Genomic DNA, 26,631 nt, shown 5'->3' on the forward strand with positions numbered 1-26,631 from the left:
ATGGACGAGGAAACCCGCTGCAACTGGCAGATCATCGCGACACCACCCGGCGCCGAATGGTCCGGGCGGGCGCGCTATGCGGCGGCGATGTATTTCTGCCAGCGCGGCGAGATGACGCCGGAAGTGCTGGAAATCTACCGCATCTGTTCGCGACTCGATGCGGAAGATCCGGTTTCGGTGCTCAGGCGCTGGAAGATCGGCGCCGACTGGATCGCGCGGCTGGAGGCCTATCGCGCTGACGGCGCGTGCGAGGCATAGGTCGCAAACAGCCGGTGTAGAGCGTCCTTGCCTTCGCTGGCAATGTCGAAGCGGCGGCCGAACAGCAGCCATTCCGAGCATAGCCCCTTGATGACCCAGCGCAACATGGACGCCGCGGAGCGTGGCGTCCAGGCGCCGTCGAGCTTGCCCTGGCCCTCCGCCTTGGCAAAGGCGGCTTCCAGCGCCTGCATGTGCTCGTCGTCGAGATCGTTCTGGCGTTCGGAAATGGCGGCGAATTCGCCGCTTGTATCGCAGCGCAGCAGGATCGAGAGGATGCGCTGGCGGTGCTCGTCGGTGGCGAGCAGTTCCAGCCATTCCCGGCCCACCCGCTCCAGAACGCCGAAGACATCCGCGTTCTCCGCCTCCAATTCGCGGGCGATGAGATCTTCCTGCGGCATGGGCAGCGAGTTGTAGAGTTCCAGCACGAGATCCGCCCGATTGGCGAAGTGCCAGTAGATGGCGCCGCGGGTGACCCCCGCGGCGCGCGCCACATCCTCCATAGAGGCATGGGCGACACCCTTTTCGTAGAAGACCTTTTCGGCCGCCAGCAGGATCTGCTGGCGGGTTTCCTTGGCCTCTGCCTTGGTCCGGCGCATGGCGGCCTACTCCGCCGGGCTTGCGACCGGAGCCGGCTCCTCCTTTTTCTTCTTGCCGTAGCCGAACAGCTTCATCACGAAGACGAAGAAGATCGGCACGAAGAAGATGGCGAGCACCGTGGCGGTGATCATGCCGCCCATCACGCCGGTGCCGATGGCACGCTGGCTGCCCGAGCTTGCGCCCGTCGCGATCGCGAGCGGCAGAACGCCGAGCGTGAAGGCAAGCGAGGTCATCAGGATCGGGCGGAAACGCAGGTGGCAGGCCTCGATCGTCGCATCGATCAGCGACTTGCCGTCCTCCATCAGCTCCTTGGCGAACTCGATGATCAAAATCGCGTTCTTCGCCGAGAGGCCGATGATCGCGATCAGGCCGACCTTGAAGTACACGTCGTTCGACATGTCGCGCAGCGTCACCGCGATGACCGCGCCGATGACGCCGAGCGGCACGACGAGGATGACAGCAAACGGGATCGACCAGCTTTCATAGAGCGCCGCAAGGCACAGGAACACCAGGAGGATCGACAGGCCGACAAGGATCGGCGCCTGCGAACCGGACTGGATTTCCTGCAACGACTGGCCCGTCCACTCGTAGCCGAAGCCCGGCGGAAGCTGGGCGGCAAGCCGCTGCATTTCCGCAATCGCATCACCGGAGGAGAAGCCGGGCTTCGTATCTCCGCTGAAGCGCACGGCGGGATAGCCGTTGTAGCCGACCGTCTGCGTCGGCGCCATCGTCCACTCCGCGGTCGCAAAGGCCGAGAGCGGCACCATGCCCCCGCTCGAATTGCGCACGTTGAGTTTCAAGAGATCGGCCACCTGCATGCGTTCGTTCTGATCCGCCTGGACCGTCACGCGCTGCATGCGCCCGGCATTCGGGAAGTCGTTGACATAGGTTGAGCCGAGATTGGTCGAGATCGTCGAGTTGATGTCGGCGAAGGTCACGCCGAAGGTGTTGGCCTTCTCGCGATCGATCACGACATTGACCTGCGCCGCATCCGGCATGCCCTCGACGCGCACGCCCGCAACCACATTGCTCTGGGCCGCAAGGCCGAGAAGCTGGGCACTTGCGGCCGACAGCGCCTGCTGGCCGAGGCCGCCGCGGTCCTGCAGACGGAACGAGAAGCCGCCCGTCGTGCCGAGACCCTGGATCGGCGGCGGCGACAGCGCGAAGCTGATCGCATCCTTGATCTGGCTCATCGCCATGCTGGCGCGTCCGGCAATCGCCTGCGCCGAGTTCTCCGGCCCGCGCTCGCTCCAGTCCTTCAGCGTCACGAAGGCCAGGCCCGCGTTCTGCCCCGAACCGAAGAAGGAGAAGCCGTTGATGCCGACGATCGTCTCGACCGCGGGCTCCTTGCCGAAGATCTGCTCGACCTGAGTGAGCACTTCGTCGGTCCGGTGGCCCGTCGCTTCCGAGGGAAGCTGCATCATGACGATGGCAAAGCCCTGGTCCTCGTCCGGCAGGAACGACGACGGCAGCTTCATGAACAGGTAGCCGAGGCCGGCGAGGATGGCGAGGTAGATCACCATGAACCGGCCGGTGCGGCGGATCAACCAGCTCACGCTGCCGCTATAGCCTTTCGAAGAGCGGTCGAAACCGCGGTTGAACCAGCCGAAGAAGCCGCGCTTGGTGTGGTGGTGCCCCTTCGGAACCTGCTTCAGGAAGCTGCCCGCCAGCGCCGGTGTCAGCGAGAGCGCGAGGAAGGCGGAGAACAGGATCGAGACGACCATCGTCAGCGAGAACTGCTGGTAGATGACGCCAACGGCGCCCGGAAAGAAGCCCATCGGGATGAACACCGAGGCAAGCACCAGCGTGATGCCGATGACAGCGCCGGTGATCTGCTTCATCGCCTTGCGGGTCGCCTCCTTCGGGGGCAGCCCCTCTTCCGACATGATGCGCTCGACGTTCTCCACCACGATGATCGCATCGTCGACGAGAATGCCGATGGCGAGCACCATGGCGAACATCGTCAGCACGTTGATGGAGAAGCCCATGGCGAGCATGACGGCGCAGGTGCCGAGAAGGGCGACCGGCACGACGAGCGTCGGGATGATCGTGTAGCGGATGTTCTGCAGGAACAGGAACATCACGAGGAAGACGAGGCCGACGGCTTCAAGCAGCGTGTGCAGCACCTTCTCGATCGACACCTTGACGAAGGGCGAAGTGTCGTAGGGCGTCGAATATTCGAGGCCCGGCGGGAAGAATTCCGCAAGCTCGTCCATGCGCGCCTTGATCGCCTCCGAGGTCGCCATGGCGTTGCCGGTCGGCGAAAGCTGCACGGCGACGGCGGCCGACGGCTGCCCGTTGAGGCGCGTCGAGAAGGAATAGGTCTCGCCGCCCACTTCGATGCGCGCGACGTCACGCAGGCGCACAGCCGAGCCGTCCGCATTCGCACGCAGCACGATGGCGCCGAACTCTTCCGGCGTCGTGAGCTGGCCCTTGATGTTGACGGGTGCCGCGATCTGCTGGGTGATCGGGTTTGGCTGCGCGCCGATGCTGCCGGCCGCGATCTGTGCGTTCTGCGCCTGGACGGCGGCGGTGATGTCGGCGGCCGTCAGGTTGAGGCCGAGCATCTTGGCGGGATCGAGCCAGATGCGCATGGAGCGCTGCGTGGCAAAAAGCTGCGCACGGCCGACGCCGGGCACGCGCTGGATTTCGGAGAGGACGTTGCGGTTGACGTAGTCGCCGAGGCTGATGGCATCCATCGAGCCATCGGTGGAGGTCAGCGCGACGATCAACAGGAAGCCGGAGCCGGCCTCTTCGACCTGCACGCCCTGGCGGCGCACGGAATCGGGCAGGCGCGGCTCAACGCGGCTGACGCGGTTCTGCACGTCGACCGAGACCTGGCTCGGATCGGTGCCGGGTGCGAAGGTGATGTTGATTTCAGCCGAACCCGAGGCACTCGAGGTCGATTCGAAATAGAGCATGCCCTCGACGCCGTTCAGCTCATCCTCGATGAGCTTGGTGACGCTCTGGTAGGTGTCCTGTGAGGACGCGCCGGAATAGGTCGTCGATACCGTGATCTGCGGCGGGGCGACGTCCGGATATTGCGCGATCGGCAAGAGCGGGATGGAGATGGCGCCGGCGATCATGATGAAGATCGCGACGACCCAGGCGAAAATCGGCCTGTCGATGAAAAAACTGGGCATCGTTCAGATCCTCACTTCGCCGGCTCGGTCTTGGCAGCGTCCTCGCCGCCTTCCGCCTTGCCAGCCTCGTCGGTCTTTGCAGCACCGTCTTCAGCCTTGCCGGCTTCACCGGCCTTGGCAGCATCACCTTCGGCAGCCGGCTGCGAGTCCCTGGCAACCGCGTTCGGGTCCCATTCGGCCGGCACGACCTCGCCGCCCGGCTGAACCTTCTGGAAGCCCTCGACGATGATCTTTTCGCCGTTCTTCAGGCCATCGGTGATGACCCAGTTCGTGCCGGCGGCGCGGCCGACGCGCACGCTGCGGGTGCCGGCCTTGTTATCGGCGGAAACGACGTAGACGAGCGCGCTGCCCGAAGCGTCGCGCTGCACCGCCTGCTGCGGCACGATGACGGCGTCCTTCTCGATGCCCTGCTCGATCTGCACGCGCACATACATGCCCGGCAGCAGGTCGCCGTCCGGGTTCGGGAACTCGCCGCGCAGCGTCACCTGGCCGGTCGTCTCGTCGACGGCGGCTTCGGAGAACAGCAGTTTGCCTGGATGCGCATAGGCCGTGCCGTCGTCCAGCACCAGCTTGACCTTCGCAGAATTGTTGTCAGCCATCAGGGCGCCGTCCTGCAACGCCTTGCGCAGCCGGATGAGGTCCGTCGCCGACTGGGTGAAGTCGGCATAGACGGGGTCGAGCTGCTGGATCGTCGCGAGATTTTCCGTGCCGTTGGCCGAAACCAGCGCACCCTCGGTGATCAGCGCGCGCCCGATGCGGCCGCTGATCGGCGCCTTGACGTCGGTATATTCGAGATTGAGCTTGGCGGTCGCCAGGCTCGCCTCGGCGATCGCAACATCGGCATCCGCCTGTGCGAGCTGCGCTACGGCGTCGTCGTAGGTCTGCGCGGAGGCAACATTCGACTTGCGAAGCTGCTCCTGGCGGTCGGCGGTGTTGCGCGCCTGGGCCTGCACGGCCCTGGCGCGGCGCAGCGTCGCTTCGGCGCTGGTGACCTGTACTTGGAACGAGGCCGGGTCGATGCGGTAGAGAACGTCGCCTTCCTTGACCAGCGAACCTTGCTCGAAGATGCGTTCGATGATGATGCCGGTCGCGCGCGGGCGCACTTCCGCCGTGCGGGTCGCGGCAATGCGGCCTGGCAGGTCGTTGGTGATCGGCACGTCCTCGGCCTTCACGGTGACCACGGCCACCTGCGGCGGCGGAAATGCAGCGCCTCCCTGCTGTGCCTGTTCTTCCTGGCAGCCGGCGAGAATCAAAAGGGCGCCAAAGGTCACAATCGAAATCGGTTTCGCGAAACGCATGGGTTCTTCCATAGGCAGTGCCGGCCGGAATTGGCGGCAGGGTGCTGAAAACATGAAGGTGCGGTGATCACAGGACCACCGCACCGCAACATACAAACAAGGCTGTATGTTAGTTTCTGACGTTTGACAATCGTAGATCACAGCTCGACTTGCCGCAATCCACCCTGATCACCGGATCGTGATGAGGGTCCTCAACGTATCGCTTTGCCGTTCGCATCGAAACGATGCAACTGGCCGGCGCCCGGCGTGGCGAAGACCACGTCATCGACGGCATAGTGATGTTCACCGAACAGGCGGACGGTGAAGAAGCCCACCTTTTCCGATTCGAGATAAACGATCGTGTCGGCGCCAAGGTGTTCGACATGCACGGCTTTTGCCTGCCACTCGCCACTGTCGCGCGACAGGGCCAGGTGCTCCGGCCGGATACCGATGGTCTTCGCATCGGCAATACCGAGCCGGCCCGCATCGATGAAGTTCATCGCCGGCGACCCGATGAAACCGGCAACGAAGAGGTTGGCCGGCCGGTTGTAGAGCTCCATCGGCGAACCGATCTGCTGGATCACGCCGGCATCCAGCACGACGATCTTGTCGGCCAGCGTCATCGCCTCGACCTGGTCGTGCGTGACATAGATCATCGTCGCCTTGAGTTCCCGATGCAGCCTCGCGATCTCCAGGCGGGTGTTGACGCGCAGCGCCGCATCGAGGTTGGAAAGCGGCTCGTCGAACAGGAACAACTTCGGTTCACGCACGATGGCCCGGCCGATCGCGACGCGCTGGCGCTGGCCACCGGACAGTTCGGCCGGGCGGCGGGCCAGGTATTTGTCCAGCGACAGCATGTTCGACGCCTTGTCGACGCGGCTTTCGATCTCCGCCTTCGGCGTGCCCGCCTGCTTGAGGCCGAGGCCCATATTGTCCTTCACCGTCAGGTGCGGATAAAGCGCGTAGGACTGGAACACCATGGCGATGCCGCGCTTGGCCGGCGGCACGGTCGCCACTTCCGTCCCGTCGATGCTGATTGAGCCGGAGGTCGCATCCTCAAGGCCGGCGATGATGCGCAGAAGCGTCGATTTCCCGCAGCCGGAGGGGCCGACGAAGATGACGAATTCGCCGTCCTGCACGTCGAGGTCGATGCCCTTGATGACATCGACATTGCCGAAGGACTTGCGCACGGATTTAAGTTGAAGAGAGCCCACTGATATCCCCTTAAAGCTTGACCGGTTGGCCGGTTCTGACACTTTCATCGGCCGCGAGGCAGATTTTCAGCGACTGCACCGCATCGTCCATGTGGCGCGAGAGATCGATATCCTCACGGATCGCCTTCAGCACGAAGGCCTGTTCGCGGTCGCAGAGTTCCTGGTGGCCGGGCTCGCCCGCCATGCGCAGGTCCTCGTCCGGCGACAGGAACTTGCCGTCCGGGCCAGTGGCCGCATTGTGCAGGCGGATGACCGCGGTCTTGGTGTGCGTGTCGATGTCGTCGGACTTGGCGTTCGGGTCCATGACGATCGAGACCGAGCCGTTCGGCGACATGACGTCCTTCACGAAGAAGGCCGTTTCGGAGATCATCGGCCCCCAGCCCGCCTCGTACCAGCCGAGCGAGCCGTCGTCGAAAAACACCTGGAGATGGCCGTAATTGTACATGTCCGGCGCGATTTCGTTCGAAAGGCGCAGGCCCATGCCGCGCACCTCGACGGGTTTCGCGTCGGTGATCTGGCACATCACGTCGAGATAGTGCACGCCGCAGTCGACGATCGGCGGTGTGGTCTGCATCAGCGCCTTGTGGGTCGCCCAGGTCGGCCCGCTCGACTGCTGGTTCAGGTTCATGCGGAACACATAGGGACCGCCGAGCTTGCGGGCTTCCTCGATGAGCCGCATCCAGGACGGATGGTGGCGCAGGATGTAGCCGACGATCAGCTTGCGGCCGTTTTCCCGGGCGCAGGCGACGACCCGCTCCGCATCCGCCGTCGTGGTCGCCAGCGGCTTTTCCACGAAGACATGGGCGCCGGCTTCCATCGCCGCGATGGCATATTCGGCATGGCTGTCCGAATAGGTGTTGATCGAGCAGAGCTCCGGCTTCAGCTCCTTCAGCGCCTCGTGGAAGGAGGGCAGGATCTCATAGCCTTCGAGCCCGGCCGGAACCGGAACCTTCGAGCGGTTGACGAGCCCGACGATCTCGAAACCCGGATTTTCGTGATAGGCGAGCGCATGGCTGCGGCCCATATTGCCGAGGCCGGCGGAAAGAACGCGAATGGCAGAACTCACTTGACTGCTCCCGAGGTGATGCCGCGGATCAGCTGCCGCGAGAAGATGAAGTAGAGGACGAGGACCGGCAGGATCGCGAGCGACAGCGCCGCAAGCACCGCATTCCAGTTGGTGACGAACTGGCCGATGAAGATCTGCGAGCCGAGCGTCACCGTCTTGGTCGCCTCGCTCGGCGCCAGGATCAGCGGAAACCACAGGTCGTTCCAGATCGGGATCATCGTGAAGACCGCGACCGTCGCCATGGCCGGCCTGACGAGCGGCAGGACGAGGCGGAAGAAGATCGAATATTCCGAAAGCCCGTCGATGCGCCCGGCATTCTTCAGGTCGTCGGAGACGGTCCGCATGAATTCCGACAGGATGAAGACGGCGAGCGGAATGCCCTGCGCGGTATAGACGAGCACCAGTGCCGTCAGCGTGTTGACCAGCCCCGTCGCCACCATGCCCTGGAGGATCGCCACCGTGCCGAGGCGGATCGGGATCATGATGCCGATGGCGAGGTAGAGCCCCATCAGCATGTTGCCGCGGAAGCGGTATTCCGAAAGCGCGAAGGCGGCCATGGCGCCGAACAGCAGCACGAGCGCGATGGAGACCACCGTCACGATGAAGCTGTTCTGGAAGTAGGTCGCAAAATCACCCTGCCCCAGCACCGTCGTGTAGCCCACGAGGTCGAAGGTTTCGAAAGTCGGCACCTGCATGGGATTGCGGAAGATCGCGTTGCGATCCTTCATCGAGTTGATCAGCGTCAGGAACACGGGGAAGATGGAGATCACCGCGTAGCCGATCAGCGCCAGATGGACGAGCCCGGTACGGGTCAGCGAATGGCGTGCTTTGGACATATCCGGCCCTCCCGATCAGAACTGGTAGCGGCGGATGCGCCGCTGGATGACGAAGAGATACAGCGAGACGCCGGCGAGGATGATGAGAAACATGACCGTCGCGATCGTCGCCCCCATCGAGCGGTCGCCGAGCTGGAGCTGGAACCCGAAGAAGGTGCGGTAGAGCAGCGTGCCGAGAATGTCCGTCGCCCCGTCCGGCCCGGCGAGCGCGCCCTGCACGGTATAGACCAGGTCGAAGGCGTTGAAGTTGCCGACGAAGGTGAGGATCGAGATGATGCCGATGGCGGGCAGGATCAGCGGCAGCTTGATCTTCCAGAACTGGCTCCAGCCCGTCACACCGTCGCATTCGGCGGCCTCGATCACCTCTTCGGGGATATTGAGCAGCGCCGCATAGATCAGCATCATCGGGATGCCGACATATTGCCAGACCGAGATCAGCGACACCGCGATCAGCGCCGAGTTCGGCTTGCCGAGCCAGGGCGAGAAGAACGACTTCAGGCCGACAAGATCCATCAGGTAGGGCGACACGCCCCAGATCGGCGAGAGGATCAGCTTCCAGATGAAGCCGACGATGACGAAGGACAAAAGCGTCGGCAGGAAGATCGCCGTGCGGTAGAAGGCCGCGAAGCGCAGCTTCTGGATCGACAGCATGGCCGCGAGCGCCACGCCGATCGGGTTCTGCACCAGCATGTGGATGATAAAGAAGATGACGTTGTTCTTCAGCGCGTTCCAGAAATCCTCGGACCAGCGCTCGTCGCCGAACAACACCTTGAAATTGCCGAGGCCCACGAAGGTCGACTGGCCGTCCACCGTGTTGAACAGCGAGAGGCGCAGCGTCTCGATAAGCGGCAGGATCATCACCGCCGAATAGACGATGAAGGCCGGCAGCAGGAAAACGCCGATATGCCAGCGCTTCGGCCGCTTGATCAGCCCTGTTGCATCATGAGAAGAAGGTATGTCGGTCATGGCCCAGCTCGCCCCTCCGGTTCTTGTTCGTTGACGTCCGCATGCACGAACGCCGTGCGCGGCGGTTGTGCCGCACATGACGATTTCAGCATACACGATAGTGCCGGGGTCGCTCCCCGAATTTGCCCTTCGGCACCCTCTGTCCACCGGGACGAAAAGGGATATGGCATGCGCCGGTCGCTTCGAGCAGCACTGCCTCAAATCCCTCCCCCCAGGATTTATGGGGAGAGGGCCGGCGCAGGCATCGCCTGCGCCTCAAGCAGAATTCAGCAGCCGAAACTGAGGCTTACTTGGCCGGCTTGTACCAGCTATCGAGGCCCTTCTGGAGCTTCTCGCCAGCCACTTCCGGCGTATCCGTGCCGTTGATGACGTTGGCGGATTCCGTCCAGGTCTCGTTTTCGAGGTTCGGCGTGCCGCGCGACAGGATCTGGTAGGTCGAGCGGATCGACGGCTGGCACTTTTCACGCCAGGAAACGAATTCCTGGGCGAGCGGATCGGCCATCTTCACCGCGGTCGAATTCAGGCTGAAGAAGCCCGGCAGCGAGTTGGCGTAGATGTCGGCGAATTCGGGGGACGCGATGAAGGTCAGGAGCTTCTTTGCGGCTTCCGAATTGGCGCTCTTGGCATTGAGGCCGACGCCGATGTCGTTGTGGTCGGAGATGTAGCAGGTGTCGCCGGCATTCTTCACCGGCGGCGGGAAGGCGCCCATCTTGAACTGTGCCTGGGTGTTGAACAGGCCGATTTCCCACGAGCCGGCCGGATAGATGGCAGCGCGGCCGAGCGTGAAGAGGTTCTGGCTGTCCGGATAGGTCTGGGCTTCGAAGCCGTCGCCGAGGTAATCCTTCCACTTGGCCAGCACGCGGTAGGGCTCGACCCAGCCTTCGTCGGTCAGCTTCTGCTCGCCCTTGATGAGCGCCTTGCGGCCTTCCTCGCCCTTCCAGTAGGTCGGGCCGATGTTCTGGTAGCCCATGGTCGCGGCTTCCCAGAGGTCCTTCGTGCCCATGGCGAGCGGAATGAAGTTGCCGTCGGCCTTGATCTTGTCGAGGGCGGCGAAGAATTCGGCTTCCGTCGCCGGAACCGCGATGCCGAGCTGGTCGAAGGCATCCTTGTTGTAGATGAAGCCGTGGATGACCGAGGCCATCGGCACGCAGAACGACGTCGCGCCATCGTCCGTCGTCCAGGCGGACTTGGCGACGTCGGAGAAGTTCTCCATGCCCGGCAGGTCGTTCAGGCTGGCAAGGTGGCCCTTGTTGAAGAGTTCCAGCGAGGCGTCGAACGGACGGCAGGTGATGAGGTCGCCTGCGGAACCGGCATCGAGCTTGGCGTTCAGCGCGGCGTTATATTCGGTCGGCGCGGTCGGCGAGAAGACGACCTTGATGCCGGGGTTCTTCGCTTCGAAGGCCGGGATGATCTTTTCCTGCCAGATCGACAGGTCGTCGTTGCGCCAGCTTTCGATGGTGAGCGTCACGTCCTGCGCCTGCGCGAGCCCGGCCGTGCCGAGAATGCTCGTTGCAAGGAGCAGCCCCTTGATTGCGTTGCGTGTCATTTCATTCTCCCCTTTTATGCGCCGCAGCGCGTTTTGAGACCATGTTATCCGAGAGCCTTGAGGGCGCGCCGGAGGCTTTGCCCCGACCGCTCCAGCACCGCCGCAGCGACGCTGGCGTCCTCTGCCCCCGCGGCGAGCAGGACGGCCGTCTTGACCGAGCCTTCTGAACGCGCAAGCAGGCGTTCCGCCTCATCGAGCCCGACACCGGAAATGTCGGACACGATGCGGCAGGCCCGCCCCTTCAGCTTGATATTGTCGGCCTTGAGATTGACCATGTGGCCATCGTGCACGTGGCCGAGATGCACGCCGACCAGCGTGGAAAACAGGTTGAAGGCGATCTTCTGGGCCGTGCCCGCCCCCATGCGCGTCGAGCCGGAAATCACCTCCGGCGGCGTCTGCAACAGGATCGAGACATCGGCACCTTCGAAAAGCACCGCACCCGGATTGTTGGCAAGCGCCACGACGGAGGCGCCCTTCTCGCGCGCATAATCGGCGATCGCCAGCACATAGGGCGTGCTGCCGCTCGCGGAAACGGCAATCACGCAGTCTCCCGCACCGATCGAAGCAGCCGAGGCATCATTGAAGGCAAGGTCGCGGTCGTCCTCATAACCGCCGGCGAGATCTTCGAGGCTCGCAGCGCCGCCAGCCAACAGGATGACGATGCGATCACGGGCGATGCCGTAGGTGCCGGGAAGTTCGAGCGCATCGGCCATGGCCATCAGGCCGGAGCTGCCGGCGCCCACATAGACGAGGCGCCGGCCGGCCAGAATCGCATCGGCGGCAAGGCGCGCCGCAGCGGCTATATCGGCGAGCGCGGCATCGACCACGGCGGCCGCGGCCTTCTGCGCATCGGCCAGCACTTTCAGGACATCCACGGGCTGACGCTCGTCGAGCCCGCTTGCCTGATCATGCCTGCCTTCGGTCCTGCCTGCAGTCATCGCCATATCTCCTCTGCCCGAAATTAATGCCAAAAAAATACCAATTGTCCATAGGAAATTAATTTTTGAGACCACTTTTTTGGCACCAGATATTTTTATTATTTAAAATCAATAATTTGCACGAAAGCTTATTTTCGATACCACCATACCCCTTGGTTAATGGTATTTTTTTGGTATCGTTGTCTCCGGAGGTGCCCATGACGGATTACATTCTCGGTATCGACGGGGGAGGAACGAGTTGCCGTGCCGCGGTCGCAGACCCGCATGGCGTCATTCTCGGCCGCGGCAAGAGCGGCGCGGCCAATATCCTGACCGACCCCAACAATGCGATCATTTCGATCACGGAAGCCGCCAAGGCCGCCTATCGCGATGCCGGGTTCGACGAGACCGGTGTCACCGGCGCCTCCGCCTTTCTCGGCCTTGCCGGCACCAATGTCGGCGATCTCACCCGTTATGTGCACGACCGCTTACCCTTCCGCCACACCGACATTGATTCCGACGGCCTGATCGCCCTCCAGGGCGCGATCGGCGATGAGGACGGTGCGGTGGCGATCCTCGGCACCGGCTCCATCTATATGGGGCGCAAGAACAATGTGGTCCGCTACATCGGCGGCTGGGGTTTTACCGTCGGCGATCTCGGCGGCGGCGCGCGCGTCGGCCATGCGCTGTTGCAGGAAGCGCTGCTCGCCCATGACGGCGTCATTCCCCGCTCGGGCGTCACGGATGCCGTGCTGGACGAGTTCAAGCATGATCCGCGCGGCATCGTCGAATTCGCCCGTCTCTCCAAGCCCGGCGATTTCGGCCGCTACGCACCTTTGGTCTTCGACCATGCCCGCCAGGGCGACCCGCAGGCAATCGCCATCGTCAAGGCAGGGGCCGCATCGGTGAACGCCTCCCTCGATGCCATCATGGCGCTTGCCGGCGCACCGCGCCTCTGCCTGCTCGGCGGGCTGGCACCGCTCTATCCGGAATGGCTGTCCGAGCGGCACCGGTCGATCCTGGTGGAGGCCGAAGCGGATGCCCTGACGGGCGCCGTGGCTCTCGCCGCCAACCGATACAGACAGCGCACGGGAGCCGCCGCATGAGCACGCCCCTCGCCGCGATCCTCACCCCGGAAAGCCTGCAATCGGGCGTGCCCGGCCCGCTCTACCTGAAACTGCGCCAGACGCTGGAAGACGCCATCACCTCCGGCAAGCTGAACCACGGCGATGCGCTGCCGGCCGAACGCGACCTCGCCGACCACGCCAATGTCAGCCGCGTCACGGTGCGAAAGGCGGTCGACGACCTCGTCAAGGATGGCCTGCTGGTGCGCCGCCACGGCTCTGGCACCTTCGTCGCCAAACCGGTCGCCAAGGTGCAGCAGTCGCTCTCCCGCCTCACCTCCTTTACCGAGGACATGGCGCGCCGCGGCCTGACGACCAAGGCCGAATGGCTCGACCGCGGCCTGTTCCACCCCTCGCCCGACGAGATGATGATGCTTGGCCTCCCCGCAGACGCCCTCGTCGCCCGCCTCGGGCGCCTGCGCGTGGCGGACGACATGCCGCTCGCCATCGAGCGCGCCTGCATCTCGGCGGAATTCCTGCCGGATCCGTTGCAGGTACAGGGTTCGCTCTATGCGGCGCTGGAAAAGCGCGGCTGCCGGCCGGTGCGCGCGGTGCAGCGCATTTCCGCCTACAACATGAAGGACCCCGATGCCGCCATGCTCGGCGTGCCAGCCGGATCGGCAGGGCTTTCCATCGAGCGGGTCTCCTATCTTCGTTCCGGCCGGGTCGTCGAATTTACCCGGTCGATCTATCGCGGCGACGCCTACGATTTCGTCGCCGAACTGACGCTCTCCGAGACGTAAGCGTCCAAACAGACAAAGGTAATGCCATGCAGACCAACATGCGGAAAGAAATCAACGAGATCCCGGAAGCGGCAGCCCGCCTGCTGGCCAATTCCGCCAGCGCCATCACGGCCGCCGGCAAGGCGCTACGCGAACGCGACCCGCAGTTCTTCGTGACCGTCGCCCGTGGCTCGTCCGACCACGCCGCCCTCTTCCTGAAATATGCGATCGAACTCACCGCCGGCCGGCCGGTCGCCTCCCTCGGCCCGTCGCTCGCCTCCATCTACGGCGCCAAGCTGAAGCTCGGCGGTGCTGCCGCCATCGCCATCTCCCAGTCCGGCAAGAGCCCGGACATCGTCGCCATGGCGGAAGGCGCGACGAAGGGCGGCGCGATCTCGATTGCGCTCACCAACACGCTGCCCTCGCCGCTGGCAGACGCCTGCCTGCATTCGCTCGACCTCTCGGCCGGCCCAGAAATCAGCGTTGCCGCCACGAAGTCCTACGTGAACTCCATCGTCGCCGGCCTTGCCGTGCTCGCCGAATGGACGGGCGACACCGACCTCGACCGCGCCGTCAAGAACCTGCCGGAACAGTTCGCCAAGGCCGTGGCGCTCGACTGGAGCGAGCTTGCCGACGACCTCAAGGACGCCCAGTCGCTCTACGTGCTCGGCCGCGGCCCGGGCCTGGCGATCGCCAGCGAGGCGGCGCTGAAGTTCAAGGAAACCTCGGGCATGCATGCCGAGGCCTATTCCTCCGCGGAAGTGCTGCACGGCCCGGTCGCCCTCGTCGGCCCGTCCTTCCCAGTCGTGGCCCTTGCCGCCCGCGACGCGGCGGAAGCCTCCGTCACCGGCATGGCCGACAGCCTCGCCGACCGCGGCGCCTATGCCGGCGTCACCGCCGCCGGTGCGAAAAGCGCGCGCAAACTGCCCTTCGTCGCCACCGGCCACCCGATCACCGATGCGCTTGCCCTCATCGTACCCTTCTATGGCTTCGTCGAAGCCTGGTCGCGCGGGCGCGGCCTCGATCCCGACAAGCCGGTCAACCTCAAGAAAGTGACGGAAACCCGATGACTGCGCGCACCGCCATTACCGGCGCCCGGATTTTCGACGGCGATCTGTGGCATGAGGACAGCGCGCTCCTGATCGACGGCGGCAAGGTCGCCGGCATCGTCGCGCGGAAAGAGCTGCCGGGCGACGCCCGCATCGTGCCGATGGACGGGCTGTCGCTCGTCCCCGGCTTCATCGACCTCCAGGTCAATGGCGGCGGCGGCGTGCTGCTGAACGAGCGGCCGGACCTCGACGGCATCCGCACCATTTGCGCGGCCCATGCCCGCTTCGGCACGACCGCGCTGCTGCCGACGCTGATCACCGACAACCGCGCGGTGACCACCGATACGATCGCCGCCGGCCTTGCGGCCCGTAAGGCAAACGTGCCCGGCTTCCTCGGCCTGCATCTCGAAGGCCCGCATCTCTCCGTCGCCCGCAAGGGCGCGCACGACCCGCAGCTGATCCGCCCGATGGAACAGGCCGATCTCGACCGCACCATCGCGGCCCGCCAGGGCCTCGAAGCGCTGCTAATGACGCTCGCGCCGGAAAACGCCAGCAACGCGCAGATCGCGGCACTCAAGGCCGCCGGCGTCACCGTCAGCCTCGGCCATTCGGATTGCGGCTACCGCACGGCCGCTGCCGCCGTCGAGGCGGGCGCCAGCATGATGACGCACCTCTTCAACGCCATGAGCCCGCTCGGCCACCGTGAGCCCGGCATGGTCGGCGCCGCCTTGGACCTCGGCCACCTGAATGCCGGCCTGATCGCCGACGGCTTCCACGTCGATCCCGCCTCGATCGGCGTCGCATTGCGGGCAAAACGCGGCCCCGGCCGCATCTTCCTCGTCACCGACGCCATGTCGACCATCGGCACCGACATGACGAGCTTCTTCCTCAACGGCCGCGAAATCTTTCGCGAGGGCGGGCGCCTGACGCTGGCCGACGGCACGCTGGCCGGCGCCGACATCGACATGGCCTCCTGCATCCGCTTCATGCGCGACCACGCCGGCATCGGCCTGGAGGAAGCACTGCGCATGGCCTCGCTCTATCCGGCGGAAGCCATCGGCATGACGGGCCGCAAGGGCCGCCTCACCCATGGCCACGATGCGGATTTCGCCGTCATCGGCCGCGATGTCGACGTCGTCTCCACCTGGATTGCCGGCACGCCGGTCTTCGCCGCCTGAGAGCGACCGCCGTCGCCTTGCGGGCATCGGCGGAATCGGTTCTACCCAACCGATCGGATGCGTTTCTTTTTCGGAGCGGCACATGCAATTGATCTTCGACGGCCATAACGACGTTCTCCTGCGCCTTTGGGAAAATGCACAGAAGGGAGCCGACCCGATCGCCGAATTCGTCGAGGGCACGGACAAGGGCCATATCGACGCGCCCCGCGCCCGCAAGGGCGGCCTGGCCGGCGGCTTCTGCGCCATGTTCATCCCGCCGAAGGAAGATTATCCGGCCCGCGAAGTGGACCAGAACGGCCATTACAGTGTCCGCATGGTCGGCCCGCGCGATCAGGCCGAAGCGCTGAAGATCGCGCTTGAAATGACGGACATCGCCTCAAGGCTGGAGCAGGCCGGCGGCCTGTCAATCTGCCGCTCCACCGCAGACATTCGCGCCGCGATGGACAGCGGCCGCTTCGCCGCCGTCCTCCATATCGAGGGCTGCGAGCCGATTGCAAAGGACCTCTCGAACCTCGAAACCTTCCATGCCAAGGGCCTGCGCTCGCTCGGCCCCGTCTGGAGCCGCCACAACCTGTTCGGCCATGGCGTGCCCTTCGCCTTCCCCTCCTCGCCCGATACCGGCCCCGGCCTCACCGATGCCGGCTTCGAGCTGATCAAGGCCTGCGACCGGCTCGGCATCATGATCGACCTCGCCCACATTACCGAACAAGGTTTCTGGGACGTCGAGCGCATCAGCACCGCGCCGCTCGTCGCCACCCATTCCAATGCGCACGCGCTGACGCCGATCTCGCGCAACCTCACCGACCGCCAGCTCGACGCGATCCGCGAGCGCAAGGGCATTGCCGGCCTCAACTATGCCACCACCATGCTGCGCCCCGACGGCCTCGAAAATGCCGATACGCCCCTTTCCGACATGGTGCGCCATATCGACCACATGGTGGATCGCATGGGCATCGACTGCGTGGCGCTCGGCTCGGATTTCGACGGCGCGACCATCCCCGCCGCGATCGGCGATGCCGCCGGCAACCAGGCGCTCGTCGAGGCGCTGCGCTGCGCCGGCTACGGCGAAGACGACCTTGCGAAGCTTTGCCGGGAAAACTGGCTGCGGCTCCTGAAAACCGTCTGGCGCGAAGCCTGACCTCGAAGACCGGAAAAACGCCATGACCAAGCCCCTCATCGAACTCTGCGTCGAAGGCATCGACGGTTTTCTCGCCGCGCAGGACGCCGGTGCCGACCGGGTGGAGCTCTGCGCGAGCCTGGTCGAAGGCGGCCTGACGCCGAGCCTCGCCACGATCCGCGCCACGGTGAAGGCGGCAAAAATCCCCGTCCACGTCATCATTCGCCCCCGCGGCGGCGATTTTCTGTATTCGGAAACGGAATTCGAGACGATGGTCGAAGACATCAAGGCGCTGCGCGAGGAAGGTGTCGCGGGTGTCGTCATCGGCTGCCTGACGCCGGACGGCCGGATCGACGAGGCGCGCACCAAGACGCTGGTCGAGGCCGCGCGCCCGATGTCCGTCACCTGCCATCGCGCCTTCGACATGACGGCGGATGCCGGCGAGGCGCTGGAAGCGCTCATCCGCTGCGGCGTGAACCGCGTGCTGACCTCCGGCCAGCGCGACACCGCGCTTGAAGGCATTGCCATCCTGAAAAGCGCCCACGAACAGGCTGGCGGCCGTATCGTCGTCATGGGCTGCGGCGCGCTCGATGCGGAAAACATCCAAAAGGTCCGCGACGAGACCGGCCTCACCGAACTGCACTTCGCGGCGCTGACGACCGTGCCGAGCGGCATGACCTTCCGCAATCCGCATGTCGGCATGGGCGGCACGGAGAAGGACCGCGAATACGAACTGACGTTGACCGACAGGGACGCCGTGCGCGCCATCATCGCCGCCGCGAAATCCTGACGCGGCACCTTGCAAGCGGCGGTCCGTCCCTTACGTGATAGCGGAACAAGGAGACCAATGATGCCGCTCAAGACTTTTGCCTCTTTCCGCCCCCGCACAGTCATCGCCGCCGGCCTCTTGGCGCTCGCCGCCGTGCCTGCGACCGCCGAGACCGTCGGCAAGGTCGGCGTCGACTGGATCGGCAACGATATCTATGTCGATGCGGTCACCGATCCCGAGGTCTCCGGCGTCACCTGCCATGTCACCTATTTCGACCGTTCCGTCATCGACCGCCTGAAGAAGGGCAACTGGTTCGAAGACCCATCGAACAACGCCATCTCCTGCCAGCAGACCGGCCCGATCACCATCGGCGACATAGAGCTCGACCGCGAGGGCGAAGAGGTCTTCAAGTCCGGCCTGTCGCTGATCTGGAAGGCGCTGATCGTCACGCGCATCTACGACAAGAAGAACGATACGCTGATCTATCTCGCCCATTCGCGCGAACTCACCGAGGGATCGGCAAAGATGTCGATCTCCACCGTGCCGCTCTATGGCGAGACCGTCACCTGGGAAAACGGCAAACCATAAAAAACGCCCCGGCACCTGAAAGGTCCGGGGCATTTTTCGCGGTGATTGGCCATTTACTTGACGTAGACGACCTTGCCGCCGGTCGCAGAGGTCTGGATTTCAACGACGTTCTCAAGCTGGACGTTCTTGGAGGCCAGCGCATCGGCCAGGCCCGGCACGCCCTGCAGCTCGCTCTGGACCTTTTCCATAGTGGCCGGATCGTTTGCCTTCAGCGTCAGGCGCTCGGCCTCGCCGCGCTGGCTGTCATCGGCTTCAAGCGAGGAAATCTTCACGACGTCCACGCTATCGGCCGCGATGGAGCCCGTCGACATGCCGTCGGAGGTCATGGGTGCCGTTGCATCCTGCGCATAGGCAATGCCGGCGGCGGGTGCGATGGCGAGAAGCGAAGCAAGAGCGATGGTGACTGTCTTCTTCATGGGAATTCTCCATTGTTTCTCTTTGGAAGCATGGAGGAAACGGCAACACCTTCGCTTGGTTCCTAATAAATCATCACAAGATCGTGCATTCAAAAGCGCAAATATTCGAAACTTCAGATGGAACTACTTGCCGACATGCAAAAGCACCCGACCGAAAAACGGTCGGGTGCACAAGGCCCGAGATGCTTCCCTAGACCCGATCAGGCGGCCTGGGCGAGTTCGTCGGCGATGACGGTGTCGAGGTTGAGGAAGCAGACCATCGACTTTTCCAGCGCCACGATGCCGCGGCAGAAGGCGCGCTGGGCTTCCGGAATGATCTCCGGCGCCGGCTGAAGGTCCTCGCTCTTGATGGTCATCATGTCGGAGACCTGCTCGACCAGCAGGCCGACCAGCTTGCCGGCAATGTCGGTGACGATGATGGCGGAACGCTCGGACGGCTCCGTCATCTTCATGCCGAGGCGGCAGGCCATGTCGATGACCGGGATCACCGCGCCGCGCAGGTTGATGAGGCCGAGCACGTAGGGCGGCGTGTGCGGCATCGGCGTCACCGGTGCCCAGCCGCGGATTTCGCGGATGGCCATGATGTCAATGCAGAATTCCTGTTCCCCTAAGTGAAAGGAGACGATTTCGAGAAAGGCGCCGGACTGTTTGATGGCGTTGGACATGATCAGAACTCTTCCCAGTTCTCGGCGGCGGCCTGGGCATTGCCTTTGGACGCTGCACTGCTGCTGAATGCTCCGGCAACCTTGGAGACAAGGTTTCTTGCCGGGGACGGGGCGGGACGGGAGGCGGTGGAGACCGCCCTCGGGCTACCGACGGAGGCGCGTGCGCCCTCGCGGATCTGGAACTGGCCGACGAGGCGCGAGAGGTTTTCCGCGTCCTGGGCCAGCGTATGGCTTGCCGCATTGGTCTCTTCGACCATGGCGGCGTTCTGCTGCGTCACCTGGTCCATCTGGGTGACGGCGACGTTGATTTCCTGGAGGCCGCTCGTCTGTTCGCGCGCGGCGGTGACGATCGAGCTCATGTGTTCGTGGATGCGCAGCACGTCGCCGCCGATGCGGCCGAGCGATTCGCCGGTCGCCTGCACCAGGCGGGAGCCGGTCTTCACCTCGTCCGAGGAGCGCGTGACGAGGCTCTTGATGTCCTTGGCAGCACCGGCCGCGCGCTGGGCGAGTTCACGCACCTCCTGCGCCACGACCGCAAAGCCTTTGCCGGCCTCGCCTGCACGGGCAGCCTCGACGCCGGCATTCAGCGCCAAGAGGTTGGTCTGGAAGGCGATCTCGTCGATGACGTTGATGATCTTGCCGATCTCGCTGGACGCACCTTCGATGCGCTGCATGGCGGCCATGGCGTCGCTGACGATGCGCTCGGATTCCACCGCGCTCGCCTTGGTCGAATCGACCATCTGGCCGGCCTCTTCCGCCCGCGCCGTCGCCGTGCGCACCGTGGTCATGATCTCTTCGAGCGCTGCGGAGGTTTCCTCCAGCGAGGCCGCCTGCTGCTCGGTCCGCCGAGCGAGGTCGTCGGCCGCCGCGCGCATCTGCCCGCTGTTCGACTGGATGGAGCCGGTATTGTCCTTCACCTCGGCCATGACATTGCGCAGGCGCTCGACGGTGTTGTTGAAGTCGGTGCGCAATTGCTCGAGATCGGCGCGGAAGGGATCGAGGAGAACGACCGTCAGGTCGCCGTCCGACAACCGGTTGAGGCCGCGGCCGAGCGCCTCGACGGCCACCTTCACCTGCTGTTCGTCGTCGCGGGCAACCGCCTCGCGGCCATGCCGTTCGGTTTCGATTTTCGTGCGGGTCTCTTCGTTCGCGTGTTCCAGTGCGCGCTTTTCGACGGCGGCGTGGCGAAAGGCTTCCGCGGAGCGCGCCATCTCGCCGATCTCGTCGCCCCGTTCGGTGGCGGCGACGACGGTGTTGAGGTCGCCGGACAGAATGCGCTGCATGCTGTCGCGCACGGCGAAGATACCCCGGCGCAGCATGTTGCCGTGATAGACGATCAGGCCGAGCAGCGTGATCATGCCGAAAAGGCCAATGGCGATCTGGTACTGGATGGATGTCGACGAGGCATGCTGCGCATCGTTGACGCGCGCCTGAAGCAGCGCCGAGCCTTCCTCCGCCAGTGCGCCCAGCGCCGTCGTCATGCGCTCGCCGCCGCTGTCGATGGCGTCGTCGATCGCCGCGAAGGCCTCGATCGGCGCGCCCTCCTCGATCATCTTCTTGAGATCGACGGAGATCGCGGTTTCGATCTGCTGCAGGTCGCCGGCGTAAGAATCGAGCAGCGCCGGCTTGCCGAGTTCGGCTGCGAGGCGCTTTGCCGCCTCCGAGCCATCTTTCAGCGTCTTCAGCGATGCCGCAATCGTTTCCAGCCGCGCCGGCTGGATGGCCTTCTCGTCGCGGTCGATGATGCTGTCCATCGCGACGAGCACCAGATCGACATTGGCAAGGCGCATGGCCTCGACCTGATCGACATTGTTCTGGATGGAGACGGCGGCTTCGGAGGCCGCGCGGATCGTCGTGCCGCCGTACCAGCCAGCCGCGAGCATCGCGCCGAAGCCGAGGAACGCGGCGGCGCCGAGCGTCGCAAGACGGGAACTGACGGAAAGGGTCCGGCCCTTCGCTGAATTTTCGTGAGACATGATGCGGTTCGCCCGATCGAGCCCGGCCCTCGCCGCGGCATCCCTTCTGGATCCTGGGTGAAATACGCTTCCTCGCCGTCTCCCGCGGTCGATGGACATCATGCCCGATGGACCGATTCCGGCCCTTATGCGTATCCGGACCGTGACAAAGAGAGATTAAACAATGGCTAAGGATTGAGTGCGGGAACCTGTATTTTAGTAAAAATTGATAGATTCCGACCCGCCGGATTATCAAACGTTGCGTGAGGGGGAGCGGTTCCAAAACCTGCCGTTTCACGCTATATTCGCGCACATGGAAAAGACGACCAGCCGATATATCGCTCTGCCCGCTGCGCTCATCGCGCTCGGCCTCGGCGTCATGGCCGCCACCGCCGCCTTTGCCGGCTGGCTGGAGCATGGCTCGGCGATCTTTTTGAGCCTTGCCGAATCCGGCATGGCCTGGTGCTTCTGATCACAATCCCGCGAGCATTTCCCGTTGCGGCAATTGGCGCCTTTGCTCCCGCCCCGGCGAAGGACTATGACACCGGCGAACACCTGCCGACATAGCCCCATCGAAGGACTGCCATGAAGACCCTGCGCCTCGTACTCTGGATCGCCGTCGCCCTCGTCGCCGCGCTGCTCGGCTGGCTGACGCTGGAAATGACCGGCGCGAAGAACGAGGTGACGGGCGGCCCGTTCGGCGTGCCCTTCACGCTCGTCGCGCAGGATGGCAAGCCGATCAGCGAAAAGGCCTTCACCGGCAAGCCGACCGCCCTGTTCTTCGGCTTCACCCATTGCCCGGAGGTCTGCCCGACCACGCTGTTCGAGCTGAACGGCTGGCTGAGCAAGGTCGATCCGGACGGCTCGAAGATGCAGGCCTATTTCATTACCGTCGATCCCGAGCGCGATACGCCGGAACTGATCGGCCAGTATGTCGGCAACGTCTCCAAGCGCATCACCGGCATTTCCGGCCCGCCGGAAAAGGTTCTGGAGATGGTCAAGGGTTTCCGCGTCTACTATCGCAAGGTGCCGCTCGACGAAAAGAAGCCGGATGGCGACTACACGATGGACCATACCGCATCCGTCTTCCTGCTCGACGCGACCGGCCGCTTCACCGGCACCATCGCCTACGGCGAGAATGCCGACGTCGCCGAACAGAAGCTCGCCAACCTCATCAAGGGATAAGCGGCTGGGCGGGCGATCCGCCTTTGCCCTCGGCTTTCGGACATGCTAGGCGGAGCCCTGACAACAGGGACCCCAGCCGTGAGCGAAATCCGCCTCTACATCACCACGACCGAGAAGCTGGCCGATGCCGCACTCTCGCTGATGACCGACGCCTTCGAGGAAGAAGGCTACGCCATCGCGACGATGGAGATCGACGAGAAGCGGGACATCTGGGAAGCCTCCATCTACATGTTCCGCCCGGACGAGGCGGAGATCCACGAACGCTTCGCAGCCCTTCTCGCCGCCGATTTCCCCGATAGCGAAATCCAGCGCGAGGAACTGCCGGACATCGACTGGATCGCCAAGTCGCTGGAAGGGCTGAAGCCCGTGCGCGCCGCCCGCTTCGTGGTGCACGGCTCGCATGACCGCGGCAAGGTGCGCGCCGGCGAGATCGCCATCGAGATCGACGCCGGCCAGGCCTTCGGCACCGGCCATCACGGCACGACGGCGGGCTGCCTTGAGGTCATCTCCGGCGTGATGCGTTCGCGCAGAGTCAGGCGCGTGCTTGACCTTGGGACAGGCAGCGGCGTGCTGGCGATCGCCGCGCGCAAGCTCGGCCCCGTCCAGGTGCTCGCCACCGACATCGACCCGATCGCCACCCGCGTCGCGCGCGAAAACGTCCGCCTCAATGGCATCGCTTCCGGCATCGCGCTGGAAACCGCGCCGGGCTTCCACTCCACCGCCTTCGGCCGCCACGGCCCCTTCGACCTGATCATCGCCAACATCCTCGCCCGCCCGCTGATGCGCATGGCGCCGCAGCTTGCGGCGCAGCTCGCGCCGGGCGGCGACGTCATCCTGTCGGGTATCCTCGCCTCGCAGCGCTGGAAGGTGCTCGCCGCCTATAACGGTGCCGGCCTGCGCCATGTGCGCACCATCTGGCGCGAAGGCTGGGTGACGATCCATCTCGATCGTCGCTAAGGGGGCGGGAGAAAAGAAAAAGGCGGTGCCAGAGGCACCGCCTATGGACCGGCGAACCGGCCATGCCCGCGAGCTTGAGGAGGAGGAGCGCTCAAGCGGGCCTATGTGTTCCGAGCGCCTTCCCGGAGGAGGGAGGAGGAGTGACCGGCAAGACGCCTGATCGGAACACCTAGCTTTTTGCGATTCGAAGGACTGGAGGAACTTTCACTTCGTTTCGCTTGAAGCGCGTTTTAAGTTCGCTTCGTTGGCGCTGCTTATAATCGATTCAGAAAATCGCGACAGAGCCTTTGTGGAATAGGTGCCATGCGCAAGATGCATAAGTCCAATCCAAGACCTCTTCAAACCACGGCCGGACCCCTCTGACCATGGCTGCGACCATCATCCCGCTCATCGCGCTCGCCATCATCGTCTTCGTGCTCTGGGTCGCGATCCGCGCCACCATCCAGGCCCGCCGCAACCCGCAGGCCGTCGAGAGCACGACACGCTCGGAGGAAGACCGCCGCCGGGTTTCGGAATCGCTTCGCGATGCGCTGGACAAAAGACCGCTCGGTGCGCCGCTGGCCGAGCGCATATGGCGCAAGCTGATGGCGGAAGAGCCGAACCACGGCGTGATCTACGATTTTCACCGCGATTTCTGCGGTCAGGGCCTCATCCGCACCGAGGCCGGTGTGATGCTGGCGGACGTGCAGGATGGCGGCGTCTATTTCGGCGCGCCGATCGCCGAATGGGCCACCGAAGCGGAATTCGTCGCCTTCTTCGCCCGCCAGTCGGATTTTTCGATGAGCGGCTGGGATGCGGGCGAACCCGTCTTCTTCACCGATGACGACTGGTATCGCAACAACCAGCGCCTCACCCGCGCCGTGCTGGAAGGATACCTTTCCCGCCTTTGACGCGGGGGAACGATCGGCTAGATTGCCGGCACGATTCATCGCCTTACCGGAAGTCCCCCATGTTCCAGAGTTTCGACGTCACCTCCACGCCCCAGTTCGGTCGCGAACGCACGGATGCGCTGCGCGCCTCCTTCGACGCGCTCGGCATCGACGGTTTCCTCGTGCCGCGCGCCGACGAATACCAGGGCGAATATGTGCCGGCCTCGGCCGAGCGTCTGTCCTGGCTGACGGGTTTTACCGGCTCGGCCGGCGTCGCCCTCGTCATGCGCGGCCAGGCGATCGTCTTCGTCGATGGCCGCTACGTCACCCAGCTTGCCGAACAGGTGGACGGCAGCGTCTTCACCGGCGGCGACCTTGTTGGCGAGCCGCCGCATCTCTGGCTGCAAAACCATGCGCCGAAGGGTTTTCGGCTCGGCATCGACCCCTGGCTGCACACCGGCGCAGAAGTGCGCCGGCTGGAAAAGGCGCTCGCCGGCCTTGGCGGCACGCTCGTCTTCTTGCCGCACAATCCGCTCGACAAGGCCTGGACCGGCCGCCCGGCCGAACCGCTCGGCCGCGTGACCATCCAGGCCATCGACCAGGCCGGCGAACTCGCCCGCGATAAACTCGTGAAGATGGCGGAAGCCACCGCCAAGGCCGGCGCCGACGCGCTCGCCGTCACCGACCCCTCCTCCATCGCCTGGATCTTCAACATCCGCGGTAGCGACGTGCCGCACACGCCGCATCCGCTCGCCCGCGCCATCATCCCGGCGGACGGCCGTCCGCAGCTCTTCCTCGACAAGCGCAAGACCGGCATCGAGCAGGAAGCCTATCTAACCCAGCTCGCCGACCTCGTGGCGCCCTCGCAGTTCGACGAGCGCATTACGGCGCTGGCGGCGGACGGAAAACGCATCCTCATCGATCCCGACCAGGCGCCCTTCGCACTCGCCGAGATCGTGCGCGCCAAGGCCGGCACGCTGGTCGAGGCGGTCGATCCCGCCCGCCTGCCCCGCGCCTGCAAGAATGCCGTCGAGCTTCAGGGCTCGGCGCGCGCGCATCTGCAGGACGGTGCCGCCATGGTCGAGTTCCTGGCATGGCTGGACAGCACGACCCCGGGCTCGCAGACCGAAATCGCCGTGACCAGGAAGCTGGAAGAGGTGCGCCGCAATGTCGGCGAGCGCCAGCAGAACCCGCTGAAGGACGTCTCCTTCGACACGATCGCCGGCGCCGGCGCGCACGCCGCCATCATGCACTACCGCGTGACGACCGAAACGGACACGACCCTCGAGCCGGGCACGCTTTTTCTCATCGATTCCGGCGCGCAATATATCAACGGCACGACGGACATCACCCGCACCGTGGCGATCGGCGCGGTGCCGGAGGAACAGAAGCGCTTCTTCACGCTGGTGCTGAAGGGCATGATCGCGATCAGCACGGCGCGTTTCCCGAAGGGCTCGCGCGGCTGCGACCTCGATCCGCTCGCCCGCATCGCGCTGTGGAAGGCGGGTGCGGACTTCGCCCACGGCACCGGCCACGGCGTCGGCTCCTACCTCTCGGTGCATGAAGGCCCGCAGCGCATCGCGCGGCTGTCAACGCAGGAGCTTCTTGCCGGCATGATCCTGTCGAACGAGCCCGGCTACTACCGCCCCGGCGCCTTCGGCATCCGCATCGAGAACCTGATCCACGTGCTGCCGGCAGCCCCCGTCGAGGGCGGCGATCTCGACATGCTCAGCTTCGAGACGCTGACCTTCTGCCCGATCGACCGCCGCCTCGTGGTCGCATCACTACTGACGGACGAAGAGCTCGCCTGGCTCAACGCCTATCACGCGGAAACGCGCGAAAAGCTCCTGCCGCTGCTGTCGGATGACGCAACGAAACGCTGGCTCGAACAGGCAACGGCGGTGATCAGCCGATGACGTGACGCAGAGTCATCACGACGATCCAGCCGATCGCCAGCATCGGCAGGACGGAAAGGCGCAGGCCGACGACGAGCGCGACGAGCAGGGTGAGGCTCACGTCGAGTCCACCCGTTACGGCAGCCGGCGCCACCAGCGTGGTGAGCACGGCCGCCGGGACGGCGTTCAGCGCCGCCTCGACGCGCGGCGGAATGCGCTTCATGCGCGTGATGAATACATAGCCGCCGATGCGCGTGAGATAGGTTGCGATGGCGCCGGCGGCGATGATCAGCAGCGTCTGCGTGTGAAAGAACGTTTCCAT

26 protein-coding genes are annotated in these 26,631 nt (G+C 64.6%); 13 read left to right on the forward strand and 13 right to left on the reverse strand.

Annotated features, from left to right (window positions below):
* On the forward strand, positions 1-258 hold the full coding sequence (locus GB927_RS11770; RefSeq protein WP_256117087.1) for a hypothetical protein: 258 nt from the start codon (positions 1-3) through the stop codon (positions 256-258).
* Here GB927_RS11770 and GB927_RS11775 read toward each other — a convergent pair.
* The 9 genes from GB927_RS11775 to GB927_RS11815 form a co-directional block, all read right to left on the reverse strand.
* Positions 228-854 carry a TetR family transcriptional regulator gene (locus GB927_RS11775; protein ID WP_256117088.1) on the reverse strand — a complete coding sequence of 209 codons (627 nt, stop codon included), beginning with the start codon at positions 852-854 and terminating at the stop codon, positions 228-230. The genes GB927_RS11770 and GB927_RS11775 overlap by 31 nt on opposite strands.
* A gap of 6 nt (positions 855-860) precedes the next feature.
* Positions 861-3,998, reverse strand: a complete 3,138-nt coding sequence (locus GB927_RS11780; protein ID WP_256117089.1) for a multidrug efflux RND transporter permease subunit — start codon at positions 3,996-3,998, stop codon at positions 861-863.
* An 11-nt stretch (positions 3,999-4,009) separates the two neighbouring features.
* Positions 4,010-5,296, reverse strand: a complete 1,287-nt coding sequence (locus GB927_RS11785) for an efflux RND transporter periplasmic adaptor subunit (protein ID WP_500809271.1) — start codon at positions 5,294-5,296, stop codon at positions 4,010-4,012.
* Between the two features lie 191 nt (positions 5,297-5,487).
* Positions 5,488-6,489 (reverse strand): ABC transporter ATP-binding protein, encoded by a 1,002-nt coding sequence (locus tag GB927_RS11790; RefSeq protein WP_256117091.1) that lies wholly within the window; start codon positions 6,487-6,489, stop codon positions 5,488-5,490.
* Between the two features lie 10 nt (positions 6,490-6,499).
* Positions 6,500-7,555 carry a Gfo/Idh/MocA family protein gene (locus GB927_RS11795; protein WP_256117093.1) on the reverse strand — a complete coding sequence of 352 codons (1,056 nt, stop codon included), beginning with the start codon at positions 7,553-7,555 and terminating at the stop codon, positions 6,500-6,502.
* Entirely contained in the window at positions 7,552-8,391 is an 840-nt protein-coding gene (locus GB927_RS11800; RefSeq protein WP_256117094.1) for a carbohydrate ABC transporter permease, read from the reverse strand. Before GB927_RS11800 ends, GB927_RS11795 begins: the two co-directional genes overlap by 4 nt.
* A gap of 15 nt (positions 8,392-8,406) precedes the next feature.
* Positions 8,407-9,357 carry a carbohydrate ABC transporter permease gene (locus tag GB927_RS11805; protein ID WP_256117095.1) on the reverse strand — a complete coding sequence of 317 codons (951 nt, stop codon included), beginning with the start codon at positions 9,355-9,357 and terminating at the stop codon, positions 8,407-8,409.
* A gap of 286 nt (positions 9,358-9,643) precedes the next feature.
* Positions 9,644-10,903, reverse strand: a complete 1,260-nt coding sequence (locus GB927_RS11810) for an ABC transporter substrate-binding protein (protein WP_256117097.1) — start codon at positions 10,901-10,903, stop codon at positions 9,644-9,646.
* Positions 10,904-10,947: 44 nt separating this feature from the next.
* Complete coding sequence (locus tag GB927_RS11815; protein WP_256117099.1) at positions 10,948-11,841, reverse strand: N-acetylmuramic acid 6-phosphate etherase; 894 nt, start codon at positions 11,839-11,841, stop codon at positions 10,948-10,950.
* 197 nt (positions 11,842-12,038) lie between these two features.
* Here GB927_RS11815 and GB927_RS11820 point away from each other — a divergent pair, with 197 nt between their 5' ends.
* From GB927_RS11820 to GB927_RS11850, 7 genes are all read left to right on the forward strand, one after another.
* Positions 12,039-12,926, forward strand: a complete 888-nt coding sequence (locus GB927_RS11820; RefSeq protein ID WP_256117100.1) for a glucosamine kinase nucleotide-binding domain-containing protein — start codon at positions 12,039-12,041, stop codon at positions 12,924-12,926.
* Positions 12,923-13,687 carry a GntR family transcriptional regulator gene (locus GB927_RS11825; protein WP_256117102.1) on the forward strand — a complete coding sequence of 255 codons (765 nt, stop codon included), beginning with the start codon at positions 12,923-12,925 and terminating at the stop codon, positions 13,685-13,687. Before GB927_RS11820 ends, GB927_RS11825 begins: the two co-directional genes overlap by 4 nt.
* A gap of 26 nt (positions 13,688-13,713) precedes the next feature.
* A complete protein-coding gene (locus GB927_RS11830; protein ID WP_256117103.1) occupies positions 13,714-14,736 on the forward strand; it encodes an SIS domain-containing protein in 1,023 nt (340 codons plus the stop codon).
* Positions 14,733-15,893, forward strand: a complete 1,161-nt coding sequence (gene nagA / locus GB927_RS11835) for an N-acetylglucosamine-6-phosphate deacetylase (protein WP_256117104.1) — start codon at positions 14,733-14,735, stop codon at positions 15,891-15,893. Before GB927_RS11830 ends, nagA begins: the two co-directional genes overlap by 4 nt.
* 82 nt (positions 15,894-15,975) lie before the next feature.
* Positions 15,976-17,031, forward strand: a complete 1,056-nt coding sequence (locus GB927_RS11840) for a dipeptidase (RefSeq protein WP_256117106.1) — start codon at positions 15,976-15,978, stop codon at positions 17,029-17,031.
* A 22-nt stretch (positions 17,032-17,053) separates the two neighbouring features.
* A complete protein-coding gene (locus GB927_RS11845) occupies positions 17,054-17,800 on the forward strand; it encodes a copper homeostasis protein CutC (protein WP_256117108.1) in 747 nt (248 codons plus the stop codon).
* 60 nt (positions 17,801-17,860) lie between these two features.
* Positions 17,861-18,367 carry a CreA family protein gene (locus GB927_RS11850; protein ID WP_256117109.1) on the forward strand — a complete coding sequence of 169 codons (507 nt, stop codon included), beginning with the start codon at positions 17,861-17,863 and terminating at the stop codon, positions 18,365-18,367.
* Between the two features lie 53 nt (positions 18,368-18,420).
* Here the strand turns inward: GB927_RS11850 and GB927_RS11855 are convergent, their stop codons facing one another.
* The 3 genes from GB927_RS11855 to GB927_RS11865 form a co-directional block, all read right to left on the reverse strand.
* Entirely contained in the window at positions 18,421-18,783 is a 363-nt protein-coding gene (locus GB927_RS11855; RefSeq protein WP_256117110.1) for a hypothetical protein, read from the reverse strand.
* Between the two features lie 200 nt (positions 18,784-18,983).
* Complete coding sequence (locus GB927_RS11860; protein ID WP_256117111.1) at positions 18,984-19,448, reverse strand: chemotaxis protein CheW; 465 nt, start codon at positions 19,446-19,448, stop codon at positions 18,984-18,986.
* A gap of 2 nt (positions 19,449-19,450) precedes the next feature.
* Entirely contained in the window at positions 19,451-21,424 is a 1,974-nt protein-coding gene (locus GB927_RS11865; protein WP_256117112.1) for a methyl-accepting chemotaxis protein, read from the reverse strand.
* 292 nt (positions 21,425-21,716) lie between these two features.
* On the opposite strand from GB927_RS11865, the gene GB927_RS11870 reads away from it, so the two are divergent.
* The 5 genes from GB927_RS11870 to GB927_RS11890 all read left to right on the forward strand — a co-directional run bounded on the left by GB927_RS11870 (position 21,717) and on the right by GB927_RS11890 (position 26,330).
* Complete coding sequence (locus GB927_RS11870; protein WP_256117113.1) at positions 21,717-21,875, forward strand: hypothetical protein; 159 nt, start codon at positions 21,717-21,719, stop codon at positions 21,873-21,875.
* Positions 21,876-21,988: 113 nt separating this feature from the next.
* Positions 21,989-22,588 (forward strand): SCO family protein, encoded by a 600-nt coding sequence (locus tag GB927_RS11875; RefSeq protein ID WP_256117115.1) that lies wholly within the window; start codon positions 21,989-21,991, stop codon positions 22,586-22,588.
* Between the two features lie 78 nt (positions 22,589-22,666).
* Positions 22,667-23,545 (forward strand): 50S ribosomal protein L11 methyltransferase, encoded by an 879-nt coding sequence (locus GB927_RS11880; protein WP_256117117.1) that lies wholly within the window; start codon positions 22,667-22,669, stop codon positions 23,543-23,545.
* Between the two features lie 365 nt (positions 23,546-23,910).
* Positions 23,911-24,435 (forward strand): hypothetical protein, encoded by a 525-nt coding sequence (locus tag GB927_RS11885; RefSeq protein WP_256117119.1) that lies wholly within the window; start codon positions 23,911-23,913, stop codon positions 24,433-24,435.
* A gap of 59 nt (positions 24,436-24,494) precedes the next feature.
* Complete coding sequence (locus GB927_RS11890) at positions 24,495-26,330, forward strand: aminopeptidase P family protein (RefSeq protein WP_256117120.1); 1,836 nt, start codon at positions 24,495-24,497, stop codon at positions 26,328-26,330.
* On the opposite strand, the gene GB927_RS11895 is transcribed toward GB927_RS11890, so the two are convergent.
* Positions 26,320-26,631 (reverse strand): AzlD family protein, encoded by a 312-nt coding sequence (locus GB927_RS11895; RefSeq protein ID WP_256117121.1) that lies wholly within the window; start codon positions 26,629-26,631, stop codon positions 26,320-26,322. The two genes, GB927_RS11890 and GB927_RS11895, sit on opposite strands and share 11 nt — an antisense overlap.

The organism is Shinella lacus (assembly GCF_010994755.1).
Lineage (GTDB): Bacteria > Pseudomonadota > Alphaproteobacteria > Rhizobiales > Rhizobiaceae > Shinella > Shinella lacus.